This is a genomic window from Lysobacter sp. cf310 (genome assembly GCF_900114355.1).
Lineage (GTDB): Bacteria > Pseudomonadota > Gammaproteobacteria > Xanthomonadales > Xanthomonadaceae > Lysobacter.
Window position 1 is genome coordinate 549123 of sequence record NZ_FOSS01000004.1, and the last position, 16275, is coordinate 565397.

General features: G+C 66.1%; 15 protein-coding genes and 1 pseudogene. 14 read left to right on the forward strand and 2 right to left on the reverse strand.

The window, feature by feature from the left end; all coding sequences use genetic code 11:
- The first annotated feature begins 110 nt into the window (after nt 1–110).
- The 3 genes from BMZ45_RS21335 to BMZ45_RS21345 all read left to right on the forward strand — a co-directional run bounded on the left by BMZ45_RS21335 (nt 111) and on the right by BMZ45_RS21345 (nt 2099).
- A complete protein-coding gene (locus BMZ45_RS21335) occupies nt 111–911 on the forward strand; it encodes a transposase (protein WP_139215547.1) in 801 nt (266 codons plus the stop codon).
- Nucleotides 912–1106: 195 nt separating this feature from the next.
- Complete coding sequence (locus BMZ45_RS21340) at nt 1107–1454, forward strand: hypothetical protein (protein ID WP_139215548.1); 348 nt, start codon at nt 1107–1109, stop codon at nt 1452–1454.
- Nucleotides 1455–1784: 330 nt separating this feature from the next.
- Complete coding sequence (locus BMZ45_RS21345; protein WP_139215549.1) at nt 1785–2099, forward strand: hypothetical protein; 315 nt, start codon at nt 1785–1787, stop codon at nt 2097–2099.
- Between the two features lie 736 nt (nt 2100–2835).
- Here the strand turns inward: BMZ45_RS21345 and BMZ45_RS16900 are convergent.
- Nucleotides 2836–3324: a DUF302 domain-containing protein gene (locus BMZ45_RS16900; RefSeq protein WP_175489124.1), complete on the reverse strand. Its 489-nt coding sequence runs from the start codon at nt 3322–3324 to the stop codon at nt 2836–2838.
- 214 nt (nt 3325–3538) lie between these two features.
- Nucleotides 3539–4018 carry a tRNA (cytidine(34)-2'-O)-methyltransferase gene (locus tag BMZ45_RS16905; RefSeq protein WP_091637682.1) on the reverse strand — a complete coding sequence of 160 codons (480 nt, stop codon included), beginning with the start codon at nt 4016–4018 and terminating at the stop codon, nt 3539–3541.
- Between the two features lie 213 nt (nt 4019–4231).
- On the opposite strand from BMZ45_RS16905, the gene BMZ45_RS16910 reads away from it, so the two are divergent.
- From BMZ45_RS16910 to BMZ45_RS16955, 11 genes and pseudogenes are all read left to right on the forward strand, one after another.
- Nucleotides 4232–7111: a M16 family metallopeptidase gene (locus tag BMZ45_RS16910; RefSeq protein WP_091637683.1), complete on the forward strand. Its 2880-nt coding sequence runs from the start codon at nt 4232–4234 to the stop codon at nt 7109–7111.
- Between the two features lie 488 nt (nt 7112–7599).
- Nucleotides 7600–7827 (forward strand): hypothetical protein, encoded by a 228-nt coding sequence (locus BMZ45_RS21350; protein WP_139215551.1) that lies wholly within the window; start codon nt 7600–7602, stop codon nt 7825–7827.
- A gap of 18 nt (nt 7828–7845) precedes the next feature.
- Nucleotides 7846–8970 (forward strand): hypothetical protein, encoded by a 1125-nt coding sequence (locus BMZ45_RS16915; RefSeq protein ID WP_091637684.1) that lies wholly within the window; start codon nt 7846–7848, stop codon nt 8968–8970.
- 369 nt (nt 8971–9339) lie between these two features.
- Nucleotides 9340–9660 (forward strand): annotated as a pseudogene (locus BMZ45_RS16920) (DUF4156 domain-containing protein); the annotation flags it as partial.
- 270 nt (nt 9661–9930) lie between these two features.
- Nucleotides 9931–10947 (forward strand): 3-oxoacyl-ACP synthase III, encoded by a 1017-nt coding sequence (locus BMZ45_RS16925; RefSeq protein ID WP_056177001.1) that lies wholly within the window; start codon nt 9931–9933, stop codon nt 10945–10947.
- Nucleotides 10948–11117: 170 nt separating this feature from the next.
- Complete coding sequence (locus tag BMZ45_RS16930) at nt 11118–11360, forward strand: hypothetical protein (RefSeq protein WP_217643227.1); 243 nt, start codon at nt 11118–11120, stop codon at nt 11358–11360.
- A 120-nt stretch (nt 11361–11480) separates the two neighbouring features.
- Entirely contained in the window at nt 11481–11972 is a 492-nt protein-coding gene (locus BMZ45_RS22030) for a hypothetical protein (RefSeq protein WP_254776673.1), read from the forward strand.
- 67 nt (nt 11973–12039) lie between these two features.
- Nucleotides 12040–13878 (forward strand): XVIPCD domain-containing protein, encoded by a 1839-nt coding sequence (locus tag BMZ45_RS22170; protein ID WP_091637686.1) that lies wholly within the window; start codon nt 12040–12042, stop codon nt 13876–13878.
- A gap of 226 nt (nt 13879–14104) precedes the next feature.
- Nucleotides 14105–14737, forward strand: a complete 633-nt coding sequence (locus BMZ45_RS16945; RefSeq protein WP_091637687.1) for a biofilm formation regulator BacA — start codon at nt 14105–14107, stop codon at nt 14735–14737.
- Between the two features lie 25 nt (nt 14738–14762).
- On the forward strand, nt 14763–15455 hold the full coding sequence (locus BMZ45_RS16950) for a PspA/IM30 family protein (protein WP_091637688.1): 693 nt from the start codon (nt 14763–14765) through the stop codon (nt 15453–15455).
- 101 nt (nt 15456–15556) lie between these two features.
- Nucleotides 15557–16213, forward strand: a complete 657-nt coding sequence (locus BMZ45_RS16955) for a hypothetical protein (RefSeq protein ID WP_217643228.1) — start codon at nt 15557–15559, stop codon at nt 16211–16213.
- Nucleotides 16214–16275: the final 62 nt, after the last annotated feature.

The following is a 16275-nucleotide window of genomic DNA, read 5'->3' on the forward strand; positions in this document are numbered from 1 at the left end:
CCGGCACGTTTCATTGCATACAGCGCTGCGTGCGTCGAGCGTTCCTATGCGGGGTTGATCGCTACACAGGTCGATCTTTCGAGCATCGGAAGGTTTGGGTCGAACAGCGATTGGCATTGCTGGCTGAGTGCTTTGCCGTCGCCATTCATGCTTATGCCGTGATGAGCAACCATCTGCATTTGGTCGTGCAGTTGGAGCCGACCCTCGTGCGGCAATGGGCGGATGCCGAAGTGGCGGCGCGCTGGATACGACTGTTTCCGCCCCGTGAGGGCACTCCTGCAGCCCATGAGCGCAAGCGCGATGCGTTGATGGCTGACCCATCTCGCATGTCGGCTGCGCGTGCTCGCCTCGGGGACCTGTCCTGGCTAATGCGTTGCCTGGCGGAGCCGATCGCTCGTGCGGCCAATGCCGAAGACGATTGCAAGGGGCGGTTCTGGGAGGGGCGATACAAAGCGCAAGTGCTCTGCGACGATCGCGCGGTGCTAGCCGCCATGGCCTATGTCGATCTGAATCCCATCCGCGCAGGCATGGCGAACGATCTGGCCCAGTCGCATCACACCAGCGCGCACGTACGACTGAGGGGCGTGAGCCACGATGCGACTAAGGCAATGCTGCAGCCCGTTGCGGGCTCTTCGGTGACCTGTCTGCCGATCCGATTAGGTGAGTATCTGGCGCTATTGGAGTGGACTGGAAAACAGGTTCGCCCAGGCAAACGAGGTTCCATTGCTCTAAGTGCACCGAGCGTGCTGGCGAAGTTCGATGCGCGGCCCGATCGCTGGGTGGCACGGGTGAAGTCGATTGGCTCGGGCTACTGGCGTGCGGTCGGTGAAGTTCAGGATCTGCTGGAGATAGCGCAGCGTCTGGGTCTACGTTGGCTCAAAGGCGTCGGCATCGCAGCCAAGCTTGCTTAGAGGGTGTTTCGCGGCTGCTCCGCCCCTCGTGCCTTGCCGTTAGAGGACACGTTATCCTCTTCTGCTGTTTGGGCCCGTGTGCTTGGCCTGATGGAAATTACTTCTCACAGCCTTCGCGACGGTGTCGCCTCCTACTCGCAGACGAGAGGTCTGTGGGTGTCCTTAATCGCTTCGGACGACATGCGGATGTGAAAAATGAATTATTACTACGTGACCATTTCTGCAGCTCTCGTTCTTGTGGTCTTGTCTCTTTCTTTGTTTTTTAGAAGAGTGTGGGTGAGGGTTGCGGCAATAGGCCTGCTGTACTTCGGTTGTCTGTTCGCAATTGTCGTCGACATGGGAGGGTTGCGAGCGAAAGTCGACGCGGCGCGCAAGCATGGAAAATCCGAGGACTTCGTTTCCGGGATTGTGGCCGAGCATCATGAGGTCAAAGCTGCAAGGATCGAGGCGCTTTTGTATGTCACTGGCTTGTTAGTGTTGGGCGCTAGCGGTTGGCTTCGACGTCATAGGGGCGGAGCCGACACTGAATCGCCCATGCTCTAGTCTGATAAAAGCGCTGGATGGCTCGCCAGCACGCAGCCTCTGTCGCTCGCGTGCCCCGCACGCCAAGGAGAAGACCAGGTCCTCTTTAGGTGCCTGATGTGAGGAGGGTGTGGGTCTGTAACTTGCGATCTAGGTGGCTGCTAACGACATCCCGCTTCTGCGGATTCTGGATGTCGTTAAGCGCATTGATGGGAAAGGCCGGCGATGCCAGGGTGAACGAGGTGCACCGGAAACGAGGACACCCACAGTTCCGCCTATCGGTTGCTCTGGGCGGCAGCAGTCTAATCTTCATCCCAACCGTGTAGGCGGTTATCGTGAGTGGGGGGACGTATGGTGAAAAATATTGATCTCAATGAAGCGCTTTCGATGATTATCGAAATGCCTGATGATCACGCGATTTTTGCAAAGAAGCCGTTTCTGCCTGATTCAATTGCTCAAATAGGTCCGCTGGATGCTGATTTTAGTACCCCTACGTCTGTTAAGGCTGCTGGTTTTCACTACGTAATAGGTGCAATTTCCGCGCAGGAAGCGGCGGAAGTATTTGGTGCCTATGTTCCAACGAAGGAGGAGGTCAGCAGGTTCTTGCTGCACTACGCGGTTTATGATTCGTTTCCTGATTGGGTCTATGAAGTTCAGAGCGAGTGATGCCGAACTAAAGAAGTCGGCGAACAAGGACACCCACAATTCCAGCAGCGAACAAGGACACCCACAATTCCATACTAGCCTGACATCCGATTCAGACTTTTCTGGCTGCGTGAGCACGACAGACCCGAGATGCTGGCCTCATGACACAGGCCCGCTCTAGGTGGGGCACCATGTGGACCAGATGAGGGCGTGTTGCTAGTCGCGGATGCAGAATATGAAAGTTGCGATCCTTTCTTTGTGCTTCGCCGTCATCGCTGTGTCTGCATGTTCAGATGGGATGCCAAAGGAACTGCGGAAGTTGGAGGGTATGAGCGTGGAGCGGGCGCGAACCCAGTTTCAGACGCTGCCGCCAGACATCCAGGTTCGAATAGTCGTTTGGGAGCTGGAGCATCGGCGGCCGTCGTCCTCGCGATTTGACTATTTGTTGGACAAGAACGGCACGCGTGTTGGGCCGCTACTTCTTGCAGAGGCAGTCCAAACAGCCAATTTCACCGTCAATGTGACTTTGTTGCTGGAGTTCGCGCAACTGCAGCCGCTATCCATTTCGGACAGAGATGGGCGGCTCTCAGCGGCCTTGTCTCGTTGCTTCGAGCTGGGCGGGCGGGATAACCGTGAATGCTGGGAGCTTCAGCGGAAGCTTGCACAGCGAACAAGGACACCCACAGTCCCGCATTAGCCTGACATCCAGATCAGCCTCTGCTGGCTGCACGAACGGCCTGAAAGAATCGGCGCCGATTTAGCCCACCGCCGCCAGACGGCACGCGCGCGGCTCCGGCACCGGGCATACGCGCAAGGACACTTCGCGCGAGGCGGCCGCGCGCACCAGCGCGCGCAGGCTCTGGTTCACCGCCTGGGTGATGTCGCGTTGCGCGTCCGGCAGGGCATGCCGGTCGGCCATCCAGTCCAGATCGAGATAGCCCACGCGGGTGTGGCCGTCGTCGTGGCGCCAGGCCAATACTTTCATCGGCAGATCGATCGCCAGGGTCGGTTGTTCCAGCATCGCCACCGACGAGGCCAGCGGATTGCCGAACAGCAGCAGTTGCGTCGGCGGCATGCGCAGGCCGCAGCCGTCGGCGATGCGGGCGTGGTCGATGCGCGCGTACACGCGCAGGCTGCGGTGTTCGACCATCGCCACCAGGCGGTCGATGGTGGTGGTGACGGTGTAGGCGCTGCGCATGATCTGCATGCCGGGCGGCGCGTGCGGGTTCGAAACCTGTTCGTTCATGCGGCGGCTCTCACTGTGCTGCGATCGCGGGGGATCGAGTCGGCGCAGGTCGCCCGAGGGGTCGGATTTCCTGCGCTCTAACCACAACATCGCCGCGCCGCCGCGCAAGCGGACGCGCGCGGCGCAACCGCATCGCGCAAAGCACAGGTCTACGACCAAAGTCTAAGCAGCGCCCAGGCACGGGCCTTGCGCATGACCGGCACGGTCGCCGGGCTTATTCGCCGCCGGCGTAACCGAGTTGGCGCCAGGCCTCGAATACCACCACCGCGACCGCATTGGACAGATTCAGGCTGCGGTTGTCGGGGCGCATCGGCAGGCGCAGGCGCTGTGCTTCGGGCACGGCCTCCAGCACCTCGTGGGGCAGGCCGCGGGTTTCCGGGCCGAACAGGAAGGCGTCGCCGGCGCGGTAGGCCGGGCGGTCGTGGCGGGTGCGGCCGCGTGTGCTCAGCGCGAACAGGCGCGGCGGGGCGCCCTGGTCCTGGGCGATCGCCGCCAGCGCCGCATCCAGGCCGTCGTGCACGCGCAGGCTGGCGTACTCGTGGTAGTCCAGGCCGGCGCGCTTGAGCTGCTTGTCCTCCAGGCCGAAGCCCAGCGGCGCGACCAGGTGCAGGCGCGCGCCGGTGTTGGCGCACAGACGGATCACATTGCCGGTGTTGGGCGGGATCTCGGGCTGGTAGAGGATGACGTCGAACATGCGCGCATTATGCGGGGCGGGCCTCGCGCGGGACCGGGCCCGGCGCGTCCAGGCATGGAAAATGGGCAACGCAGGCCCGCCGCGATCCCCTACCTAACTTGTGGCCTAGTGCCCCGGGGCGCCCGCCGCGACTAGGATGCAGGGTCCTGCGCCCGCGTTTGCGCCGCGCTTTGCCCTCGTTCGCACCTATCCGACCGTATCCAGGAGCTGCACATGTCCCCGATCTCGCCGACGTCCCGCGCCCGCCCGCGCGCCGCCGCCCTCGCTCTCGCCCTGACCGCCGTGCTGGGCGGCGGTGTCGCCGCGTCGGCGCCCGCGTACGCCGCCGCGCCCAAGGCCTCGGTCGCGATCCCGTACGAAGAATTCACCCTGCCCAACGGCCTGCGCGTGATCGTGCACACCGATCGCAAGGCCCCGATCGTCGCGGTCAACCTGTGGTACCACGTGGGCAGCAAGAACGAGCAGCCCGGCCGCACCGGCTTCGCGCATTTGTTCGAACACCTGATGTTCCAGGGCTCGGAGAACCACAAGGGCGAGTTCTTCGCGCCGTTCGAGCTGGTCGGCGTGACCGACCAGAACGGCACCACCAACCAGGACCGCACCAACTACTTCCAGAACGTGCCCACCACTGCGCTGGACATGGCGCTGTGGATGGAGTCCGACCGCATGGGCCACCTGCTCGGCGCGATCGACCAGAAGACCCTGGACGAGCAGCGCGGCGTGGTCCAGAACGAGAAGCGTCAGGGCGAGAACCAGCCTTACGGCCGCCGCATCAACGCCAAGATGTTCGAGGCCCTGTACCCGGTCGGGCACCCCTACCACTGGCAGACCATCGGCTCGATGGCCGACCTCGACGCGGCCTCGCTGGACGACGTCAAGACCTGGTTCCGCAGCTGGTACGGCCCCAACAACGCGGTGCTGGTGCTGGCCGGCGACATCGATCTGAAGACGGCCAAGGAAAAGGCCCTGCGCTACTTCGGCGACATCCCCGCCAGCGCCACCCTCAAGGACATGCCGACCAACATTCCCAAGCGCGCTCAGGACACCCGCGAAACCGTGCCCGACCGCGTGCCGCAGGTGCGCGTGTACCGCGCCTGGCCGGTGGCCGAGAACGGCAGCAAGGATTCGACTCTGCTGACTCTGTTGAGTCAGGTGCTGGGCGGCAGCGCGTCCTCGCGCCTGGACACGCGCCTGGTCCACCAGGACAAGCTGGCCGATAACGTCGGCACCTCGGTCTGGAACAGCGAGATCAGCGGCACCTTCTTCATCACCACCACCGTCAAGGAAGGCGTGGACTCGGCCAAGGTCGAGAAGATCGTCGACGAGGAACTGCAGCGTCTGCTGACTCAGGGCCCGACCGCCGAGGAACTGGATCAGGCCAAGACCGCGATCCGCGCCGACTTCGTACGCGGCATCGAGCGCATCGGCGGTTTCGGCGGCAAGTCCGACGTGCTGGCCGAATGCGCGGTCTACAGCGGCAAGCCCGACTGCTACCGCGAAGAGCTGGAAACCCTGTTGGCCGCGACGCCGGAGAGCGTGCGCGCGGCCGGCCAGAAGTGGCTGGGCGTGGGCTCGCACACCCTGGTCGTGCAGCCCAGCGACAAGCCGGCTTCGTCGCTGCCGGAAACCGCCGCCGCCGCTCCCGCCAGCGCGCCGGCCGCGGTGCCCGCGCCGGATCCCAAGTTCAAGACCGTCAAGTCCGACGTCGACCGCAGCGCCGGCGTGCCGGTCACCCAGACCTTCCCGGCGCTGAGCTTCCCGACTCCGCAGCGCGGCAAGCTGTCCAACGGCATGGAAGTGGTGCTGGTGGAGCGTCACGAAATTCCGGTGGTGCAGCTGCTGATGGAATTCCCGGGCGGCTACACCGCCGATCAGGGCCGCAAGCTGGGCACGGCCAGCTTCGCCATGTCGATGCTGGACGAGGGCGCCGGCGACTACGGCGCGCTGCAGCTGGCCGCGCGCAAGGAGGCCCTGGGCGCCGAGCTCGGCGCCGGCGCCAGCCTGGACAGCGCCTCGATCAGCCTGTCGGCGCTGAAGGACAAGCTCGATCCCTCGCTGGATCTGTTCGCCGACGTGGTCCGCCGTCCGCGCTTCGACGCCGCCGAGATCGAGCGCGTGCGCGCGACCTGGCTGGCCGGCATCAAGCAGGAGAAGGCGCGTCCGCAGACCGCCGCCCTGCGTGTGCTGCCGCCGCTGCTGTACGGCGCCGACCACGCCTACGCGATTCCGTTCACCGGCAGCGGCACCGAGGCCTCGATCGCCTCGTTGACCCGCGACGACCTGGTCGCCTTCCACCGCGACTGGTTGCAGCCGGACAAGGTGCGCATCGTCGTGGTCGGCGACACCAGCCTCAAGGACATCGTGCCGCAGCTGGAAAAGCGTTTCGGCGATTGGAAGCCGGCGCCGAACGCGCCCGCGCTGCCTGAAGTGGCGACGGTGCCGCGCCCGAAGGCGCCGCGCGTGTTCCTGGTCGACCAGCCCGGCGCGATCCAGTCCAACCTCTACGTCGGCGAAGTGGTGCCGCCGACCTCGGACGCCGGCTCGATCGATTTCGACTTCGCCAACGGCGTGCTCGGCGGCGAGTTCAGCTCGCGCCTCAACATGAACCTGCGCGAGGACAAGCACTGGGCCTACGGTTCCTACAGCGGCGCCAGCAACACCAAGGGCCAGCGCCCGTGGATCGCGTCGGCGGCGGTGCAGAGCGACAAGACCGTGGATTCGATCAAGGAGCTCAAGCGCGAGATCGACGCCTTCACCAGCGGCCAGACCCCGATCACCGAGGCCGAGGTGGCCAAGATCCGCGCCAGCAACACCCTCAGCCTGCCCGGCGCCTACGAGACCGCGAACGCGGTGCTGGGCCAGGTCGCCGGCAATCTGCGCTACGGCCGTCCGGACGACTACATCGTCCAGTACAAGGCCCGCAACGATGCGATGACCCCGGCGCTGGCGCAGGCCGCGGCCAAGACCATCGACCCGGCCGCGGTCACCTGGGTGGTGGTCGGCGACTTGTCGAAGATCGAACAGCCGATCCGCGATCTGAAGCTGGGCGAGGTGCAAGTGGTCGATGCCGACGGCAAGGCGGCGAAGAAGTAAGCGCGCCAACGCGTACCGCGCCGCGCCGCCTGCGCGGCGCGGTCGCTTCAGGCCCCTGCCGCCGCGGGGTGTTGCGCGCCCGCGGGGCTGTCAGCGCCGCTTGGCCGTTCCGTATCGCTGCCTTCGTCGGCGGGCCGCGCGCGATCATGGCCCGTCGCCTGTCCGATGCCATGCCACGTGCACGGACCGCGCGCGCCGTGACCGCGCAGGCTGGGGCGGCGAGGTCGAGGCGATGTTGGACGCAGCGGATTCGTGTCCGGATAGCGCCTCAGTCGATGATCGAGCCCATCACGGTTGTGCGTTCGCGTCGATGACGCATCCCTGCGAATACGTATGAGCGAGCGAGGTAAAGCGCCGCTCCGACAAGAGCCATGATGCCCCTAGGTGCCGTCGTCATTCGCGATGACGCGGGATTCCCGCCCGCATCGCTCGCTGGTGGGTGAAAGGCGGCGAGTGTCGGCAAGGTGTGCGGGCGTTTGAGCGCGCTCATGCACGGTTCGCTGGCTTTGGAATGCCATGCCTCCGTCTTGAGTGACATACGGCACACATTCGGCGTTGTGGCGCTGGGTCTGCGTGGCGGCCTGCTCGCCGGGGCATTGAACGGCTTTGATGGCCGTTCCACGTGGCGCAGCCAAAAACACGGGTTTTTGTGGCGTTCTGCACCGGCGATGCAAGGCTCTGCCGGGGCGAAGTCTGTTATTGTTTCAGTTATGTAACAGTATGTGACAAATTTTATGGTGAGACAGATTCAAACTTCCGTGGCGGCGGAGCGCTTCGTCATCCTGCACTACCACATTTTCAAGAATGCGGGGAGCACGATCGACTACGCGCTGCACCGCAACTTCGGCGAGGGTTTGGTCGCGTTTCATGGGGGTTACGACGACGCAGTGCTGGTCGCCGACGATGTTTCAGGTCTGGTGAACAGCGATCTGTCCATTCGTGCGATCACCAGCCACCATCTGCGCTATCCGAAGCCGGTGGTTCGAGGCGTGCGCTTCATCGATGTCTGCTTCATTCGCCATCCGCTGGATCGGATCCGATCGCTTTATCACTACGGCCTGAAGTTGGAACCCACGACATGGCTGGGCGGGGTTGCGCAGTCGTTCGATGAGCAAGGGTTTGTCGCCCACCTGGTCATGCATGCGCCGCATGTGATCAACGATGTGCAGGTCAATCTGCTGGCCAGCGGCGGTTTCTATGCGCGCCCACCCGGCGCTGCCGATCTGGAAGACGCTTACGCGATCGTCGAACGGGCGTGTGCCTTGGGTGTCGTCGATATGTTCGACATCAGCATGGTCTCGATCGAGCATCACCTGAGGCCGATGTTTCCGACTCTTTCGATGGAGTATGTCCCGCAGAACGTCTCGTCTCCGCAAGCGTCCGAGCACGAGGAGGGCGGGGATGGTCTGGCCGCTGCGTGCCGGCAAGTGTGGGGGGATGCCCTGTATGCTCAGGTCGTCGCCTTGAACGAGCACGACCTGCGGCTGTATGCGAAGGCCAGGGAAGAAGTGTCCCGTCGCTTCGCACTGGTGCCCGATAGTCAGGAGCGGCTGATTGAATTCGGCGAACGTCGCATCGCATTGGCGGAGGCGCTGAAGCCGCCGCCGCCGAGCCCCGACCCGGCGGCGCCTGGCCTCGACTCAGCGGAGCTCAGCCCCGATCAGGCGGAGCCGAGCCTCGACCCAATGGAGCCGAGCCTCGACCCAGCGCAGCCGAGCTCCGACCTGGCGGAACTGAGCCCCGGCCCAGTGGAGCCGAGCCTCGACCCAGTGGAGCAGAGCCCCGACCCAGCGCAGCCCGACGCGGAATCTCGCAGCGAGGGATTCGAGGGCTCGACGGAATCTGCCGAACGCCAGTGAGGCCTTGAATCAGACGCCGAAGCAAGGCGATGCCGGCCTTGCCCCGCCGTGCCTGGCTTGGCGCTTTCGGCGTATTCGTTACGATCGCCGTCCGGTCGCGCACTTGCCATCGTTGAGCCAGGCTTGCTCGCCGACCTGATTGCGGTGTCGTCCGACGTTCCAAGAGGATCGGCTTGCCTTGCCGTGATGACGAGACGAGAAATGCGCTCGGAAAAGGCGGGCGCACGCCATCGCCGAGCACGTACGCGCCAGTCCGCGCCGATTCACCTCGACCCGTCCAGAATCGATGCGGTACATGATCGGCGCCATCCGGTTCGGTCCATCTGGATAGAATCGCCGTCACCCACGATCGCCCGCCGGAGTTTGCGCATGAACCGACTGCTCGCCACCGCCTCCCTGTCCTGCCTGCTGATCGCCGGCGGTTGCACCTGGGTGCAGATGGCCCCCGGCGCGTCCTCGGTGCGCGTGCTCAGCGGCGGCGCCGCGCCGGCCTGCGAGAAGCGCGGCGAAGTCGCGGTCTCGGTCAAGGACTCGGTCGCCTTCTACGAACGCAACGCCCTGCGCGTGAGCGAAGAACTGGAAACCCTGGCCCGCAACGAGGCCCCGGGCCTGCAGGCCGACACCATCCAGCCGCTGGCTCCGCCCGCCAACGGCGAGCAGCGCTACGCGGCCTACCGCTGCGGCGGCCAAGTGCCTACCGCCGGTCGGCCGGCCGCGGCTCCGGCCGAGTCCGCCAAGACCTACCCGGTCGGCGGCTGAGACCCGGGCCCCGGCCCCTTGGGGCCCGCCTGGAGGCCGCCAAGGCCCGGCCCAGCGGCCCTTGCGTGCTTTCCGTGCCCCTCGGCACGGCCTGAACGCTTCAGCCCCCGGCGCCCATTCGATGCCCGGGACGACACCATTTAATGCAGGGCGGCCTGGAACCCGTTAATCTTTCGTGTTTCCGCTCACGGTTCGCCGCCCATGCTGTTCCAACATGTCGCCATCGCCGGTCTCGCCCATATCGACGCGCCGCGTCGCCTGAGTTCGGACGAGATCAACGAACGCCTCAAGCCGACCCTCGACCGGCTCGGTATCAAGGCCGATGTGCTCAAGGACATCGCCGGCATCCACGCGCGCCGCCTGTGGGACGGCGACATGCTCGCCTCCGACGCGGCCACCCTGGCCGGCGTGAAGGCGCTGGCCGACGCCGGCATCGAACCCGACCGCGTCGGCCTGCTGGTCAACACCTCGGTCAGCCGCGACTACCTCGAGCCGTCCACCGCCAGCATCGTCAGCGGCAACCTCGGCCTGTCCGAGCATTGCCAGAACTTCGACGTCGCCAACGCCTGCCTGGCCTTCATCAACGGCATGGACATCGCCGCGCGCATGATCGAGCGCGGCGAGATCGACTACGCCCTGGTCGTGGACGGCGAGACCGCCGGCCTGGCCTATGAGAAGACCCTCGAGCGCCTGACCTCGCCCGACGCCACCGCCGAGCAGTTCCGCAACGAGCTGGCCACCCTGACCCTGGGCTGCGGCGCCGCGGCCATGGTGATGGCGCGTTCCGAGCTCGCGCCGGGCGCGCCGCGCTACCGCGGCGGCGTGACCCGCGCCGCCACGCAGTGGAACAGCCTGTGCCGCGGCAACCTCGACCGCATGGTCACCGACACCAAGATGCTGCTGACCGAGGGCCTCAAGCTCGCCCAGCGCACCTGGATCGCCGCGATCGGCGCCCTGGGCTGGGTCGCCGACGAACTCGACGAGTTCGTGATCCATCAGGTCAGCCAGGTCCACACCCAGGCCTTCATCAAGGCCTTCGGCATCGACCCGAAGAAGGTCCTGACCATCTTCAACGAGCACGGCAACATCGGCCCGGCCTCGGTGCCGATCGTGCTGAGCAAGCTGCGCGAGATGGGCCGCCTGAAGAAGGGCGACCGCGTCGCTCTGCTCGGCATCGGTTCGGGCCTGAACTGCTCGATGGCCGAAGTGGTCTGGTAAGCACGATAAACGTGCGCGGCGACGCGCGCGTTGCACCACGAAAGCCCGCGCCAGCCAGCGCGGGCTTTTTCTTTGGCCGCGCGCGGCCGCCTTCGCATCGGTCTGATCGAAATCTTCATGTGGGCCGCGCTAGCATCGGCACTCACATCGCACCCAGCACAGGACTGCCCATGACCACCCCCAAGAGCCACCTCGAAATCGCCCTGGCCTCGATCCCGGTATTCACCAACGACGGCGAACTCGACGCCCAGGAATTCGACAAGCTGCTCGCGCTGGCCCTGCGCGACCAGGACATCGACGACGACGAGAAGCGCGTGCTCGGCAACATCTTCAAGCAGGCCGAATTGGGCGAGCTGGACGCGACGGTGAAGGCCCGGATCGCCGAGGCGCGTCGCCTGCACGGCATCGCCTGAGTCCCGCGACCGGCCCGACGGGTCGCGGCCACGCCCTGCCGCGAACCCGCCCGGCCGAGGTTGAACTTTCACGCGCGCCTGCCGCACTCTGACCGTCTGCGTTCCGCACAAGGAAGGGGCATGCGTCAGGCCGTTGCTTGGGTGTTGTTGCCGTTGTTGGCCGCGTGCGCGTCGACCGCGCCCGCCGTGGATAAGGACGTCGCCGGCAAGACCGGCGCATCCGCCGATCTGTGCGCGCAGGTGCGCGCCTGGAAGGCTTCGGGCGAGTACGAGCGCCTGCGCCTTGCGCCCAGCGGCGGGTCCGACGAGGGCGGCCTCAACTCCCGCTTCGATTTCGACGGCCGCCACGGCCTCAAGTCGCTGTCCGCCGAATGCGGCGCCGGCAGCTATTCCGAATGCGAATTCTCGGTCGAGCGCGCCGACGGCGGCCGCTACGCCTTCAGCGAACTGTCGCGCTTCGGCCTGATCGAGCGCGACGGCCGCTATTACCTGGTCTACGGCATCGTCGGCGCCCATAAGGGCAAGGACCCGCAGGCCCAGCGCGTGGTCGAGCTGGGCGACCCGCCCAAGCCCGTGTGCGACCAGATCGGAGATTACGCCGATCTGATGTGAACCACCGCGGTTCACATCGGAGTTACCCACGCCCTAGGAAGGGCGGATCACCAGGAGCGAGAGCGTCATGGATTACAACGAGCTGACCCAAGAGCAATACAACGAACTGATCAAGCGATTGGTCAAGATCACCGAGTCGCTGCACGCGCGTTCGCAGGACGTCGGCGACGACCGCGCCACCATCGGCTACGGCTACACCTTCAACCGTTCCAACAACGTCGAGATCTGGGAGCGCTCGGGCATCGAGCTGACCCGCGGCGAACGCGAGCTGCTGCAGCGCATCGACGAGGCGCCCGCCGCCGACCGCACCCGTCTGGGCCTGACCTTCCCGCGTACGCTGGATGCGGCGCAGGCCGATCGCTTGCTGGAAGCGTCGATTCCCGAGTACGAGGCGCCGGTCAACGCCTTGGGCATGCCGATGTCGCGCGAGAAGGCGGCCGCGGTATCGGTGGTCTACAACCGCGGCGTCGGTTCCTACAACCGCAACATGGAGCCGTTCCGCGATGCCGTCGAAGCCGGCGATCGCGCCGAGGCCTGGTTCGAGCTGCGCTACAACTCCTGGGGCTCGCACGCGCCGTCCGAGGCCGGCCTGCGCAAGCGCCGCTACATGGAAGGCCAGCTGTTCGGCCTGTACGACGATCCGGCCAACGTCGATGCCGCCGAGGCGCGCGACGTCTACCGCAGCTTCCAGCTGCACCGCGACCGCATCGTGCGCGACGAGCGCAACTGGGGCGAATCCATCGACGGCCGCAACGAAGGCCGCAACATGATCGACCAGGCCAACCGCGACTTCAGCAACATCACCGCCGACTACGGCGAGGTCCAGACCATCCGTGAGGCGTTGGCGCCGGCGCGCGACGCCCTGCTCACCGATCTGCGTCGCGAGCATCCGGATCTGGCCGATCGCCTCACCAACGAATCCTTCGAGGCCGGCGCGATCTATCTCGATCCCGGCCGCAACACCGCCACCGTCGCGGTCGACGCCGAGCACGCCGCCACCCTGGACGCGCGCCGCACGCGCAACGGCGCCGAGGTGTCCAGCAACGATCTGCTGATCGGCGAGGGCGGCGACGACACCCTGCGCGGCGCGCGCGGCGACGACATCCTGATCGGCGGCGCCGGCCGCGACCGTCTCGAGGGCGGGCAGGGCCGCGACACCTACGTGGTCGGCGACGGCGACACCGTGCTCGACAGCGACAAAGTCGGCGAAGTGCGTTGGGGCGGGCGCGTGCTCAGCGGCGGTGTGCGCAACGAGGGCGATCCCGAAAACACCTACCGCAGTGCCGACGGTCTCTACACCTACCAGCTGCAAGGCACCGACCTGCGTATCACCGATCGGGCCGGCGCCACGGTCACGGTCAAGGAATTCGAAAGCGGCAACCTCGGCATCACCCTGGCCGCGAATCCCGGTGGCGGTACGCGCGAGGTGCCGGGCGGCGGCGTGCCCGCCAACGACGCGCCGGTGACCGCGCCGGGCGAGCGCAGCACCGGCCAGCGCAGCGAGGCCGTGCCCGAGCATCCGATGTACCGCGAGGCGCTGGGCCAGGTGGAGTCGCTGTACGAGCGTCACGGCAAGCAGGTCGGCAACGAAGAACTGCAGCGCACCGCGATGGGCGTGGCGGTGGACGCGAGCCGCGCGCGCATGACCGGCATCGACCATCTGGTCTTCAGTCGCGATGCCCAGCACGGCGGCCCGGACCTCAACGGCAACCTGATCGCCGTGCAAGGCCGTCTCGACGACCCCGGCCACCGGGTCAGCGCGACCGCCTTGCAGGAGGCCGCACGTACCCCGGTGGCCGAGTCGCAGCGCCAGCTCGACCGGGTCGGCCAGGAGCAGCAGAGCCAGGACCGCGCCCTGGCCCTGGCCCAGGAACAGCAGACCCTGGGGCCGCGCCGCCTCGGCTGAAGCGCTCCCGGCACGCGCTGAGTGCCGGGAACCTCCCATCATTCGCTCCTCAGGCACACCGCGACCGTCCGAAGGCGGTCCGGTGTCGCCGCGCTTCGGCCGAGCCATCGATAACTAACTGTTTTCGATCGGATTCTGTGTCGCGCCAGGTCCCGCTCTGCCGTTCGTCGGAACATCACATGTGAGTACTTGAAGTCGTTACATGTGATGCGATAACGTGCGCTCCATGGAACGCAAATCCTCCGCCTACTACCAGCGCCTGCACCGCGAACGCCTGCGGCAGAAAGGGCTGGTCAAGAAGGAGGTTTGGATCCTGCCGGAGTTCGGCGACGAACTGATGGCGGTCGAAAAGCGCATGCGTCAGCCGCGCGGGGCCATGGGCCCGTCGTCGGCACGACCCGATAAGGAGAGTGGAATGAGCGAATCGAAGACCTGGACGGCGACGGCTCTGTACGAGGCCCTGTCGGCGACCGAAGAGTTCCGCAACGGCGAGTCCCAGATCGAACTGATCGACGGCGCCGAGCCGGGCTTGCACGTGACGATGTCCGAATACGGCGACCTGCCGCTGTTCATGGCCGTGGTCGGCGAACAGATCGTGGTCGAGGCGCTGCTGTGGCCGGTGTCGCAGGTGCGCGACTCGGCGGCGTTCAACGACGAAGTCCTGCGCACCCACAAGATGTTCCCGCTGTCCACGGTCGGTATCGAGACCCTGGCCGACGGCGAGCGGGTCTACATCATGTTCGGTGCGCTCAGCGCCGGTTCCTCGCTGTCGAACGTGCTGTTCGAAATCGAGACCCTGGCCGACAACGTGATCAAGGCCACCGAAGCCTACGAACCCCAGCTGCGTCAGGCCGCGTGACGCGGCCGGGCCAGGAGACGAGACGATGAACATCTGGAGCAAGCTGTTGACCGCCCTGCGCGGCGGCGCCAACGAAGTCGGCGAGTCGCTGGTCGACGGGCAGGCGCTGCGCATCCTCGATCAGGAGATCCGCGACGCCGACCTGGAGCTGCGCCGCTCCAAGGAAGCGCTGGCCGAGATCATGGCCAAGCACAAGCTGGCCGAGGACCGCCTGGCCGGCTCGCGCGACAAGGTCGCCGAATACGAGGCCTACGCGATGAAGGCACTGGAAGGCGGCGACGAGTCGCTGGCGCGCGAAGTCGCGGCCAAGATCGCCCTGCTCGAAGGCGGCCGCAACGGCGACGAGCACCAGGTCCAGCAGTTCGCGGCCAGCATTGTCGACCTGCGCAAGGCGATCGCCCAGGCCGAGGGCAACATCCGCCGCCTCAAGCAGCAGCTGGACACGGTCAAGGCCACGGAAAGCGTGCAGCGCGCCCAGGCCACCGTCGCCCACCGCTACGCCGGCTCGCAGAGCCGCATGCAGACCGCGGTGGAATCGCTGGAGCGGATCAAACAAAAGCAGGCCGAGCGCGGCGCGCGCATGGACGCGGCGGCCGAATTGGCCAAGGATGAGGACCAGGACGCGCTGGACACCAAGCTGCGCGAGGCCGGCATCATCGCCGATGCTTCCAGCGCGGATTCGGTGCTGGAGCGGTTGAAGCAGAAGAGCGCGGGCTGAGCGCGCCGGCGCGCGCTATGGCGCGCCGCGTAAGCTAAGCGCGATGCGCGCCGGGATGGCGCGCACGGGGTGGCGGCACAAACGGGGAGAAGGGTGTGTTCGTGTTCCTGCAGATCGTATGGTCGTTCCCGACCGTCATCTTCAGCCTGCTGATGATGATGGTGGTGCTGTACTGGCTGATCGCCGCCACCGGCCTGATCGACCTGGACATCCTCGACGGCGTGTTCGGCATCGGCGCCGACGGGGCCGATGCCGCGGGCGGCGACGGCGGCGGGCTCAGCGGCGCAACCGGTCCCCTGATGCGTCTGGGTCTGGGCGGCATTCCGCTGACTGTGGTGTTCACCGCGCTGGTGTTCTTCAGCTGGTTCCTGACCTACTTCGCCGAGTACCTGGTGCTGCGCCACCTGCCCGGCAACTGGATGCATACCGTGCTGGGCGTGGCGACCATGGCCGGCGCGCTGATCGCCTCGGTGTTCCTGAGCGGCATCGCCCTGCGCCCCTTGCGGCGCTTCTTCGCCCAGCTCAAGCCGCTGCCGGCGCGTCCGCTGCTGGGACAGCTCGCGATCGTGCGCAGCCCCACGGTGACCGCCAGCATGGGCAGTGCCAGCGTCGAGGACGGCGGTGCCGGCCTGATCCTGCAAGTGCGCGACGACGTTCCCGACCGCTTCAAGCGCGGCGATCGCGTGGTGCTGATCGAATACTTCGCCGAGCAGAACGCCTACCGCGTGATCGGCGAAGACGAGTTCAACGGGCCGTAGCAGCCGCGTCGGCCATCCGCCGCGCGCTCGGTCGTCATCCGTTATCGAATTGATTGGGTCAA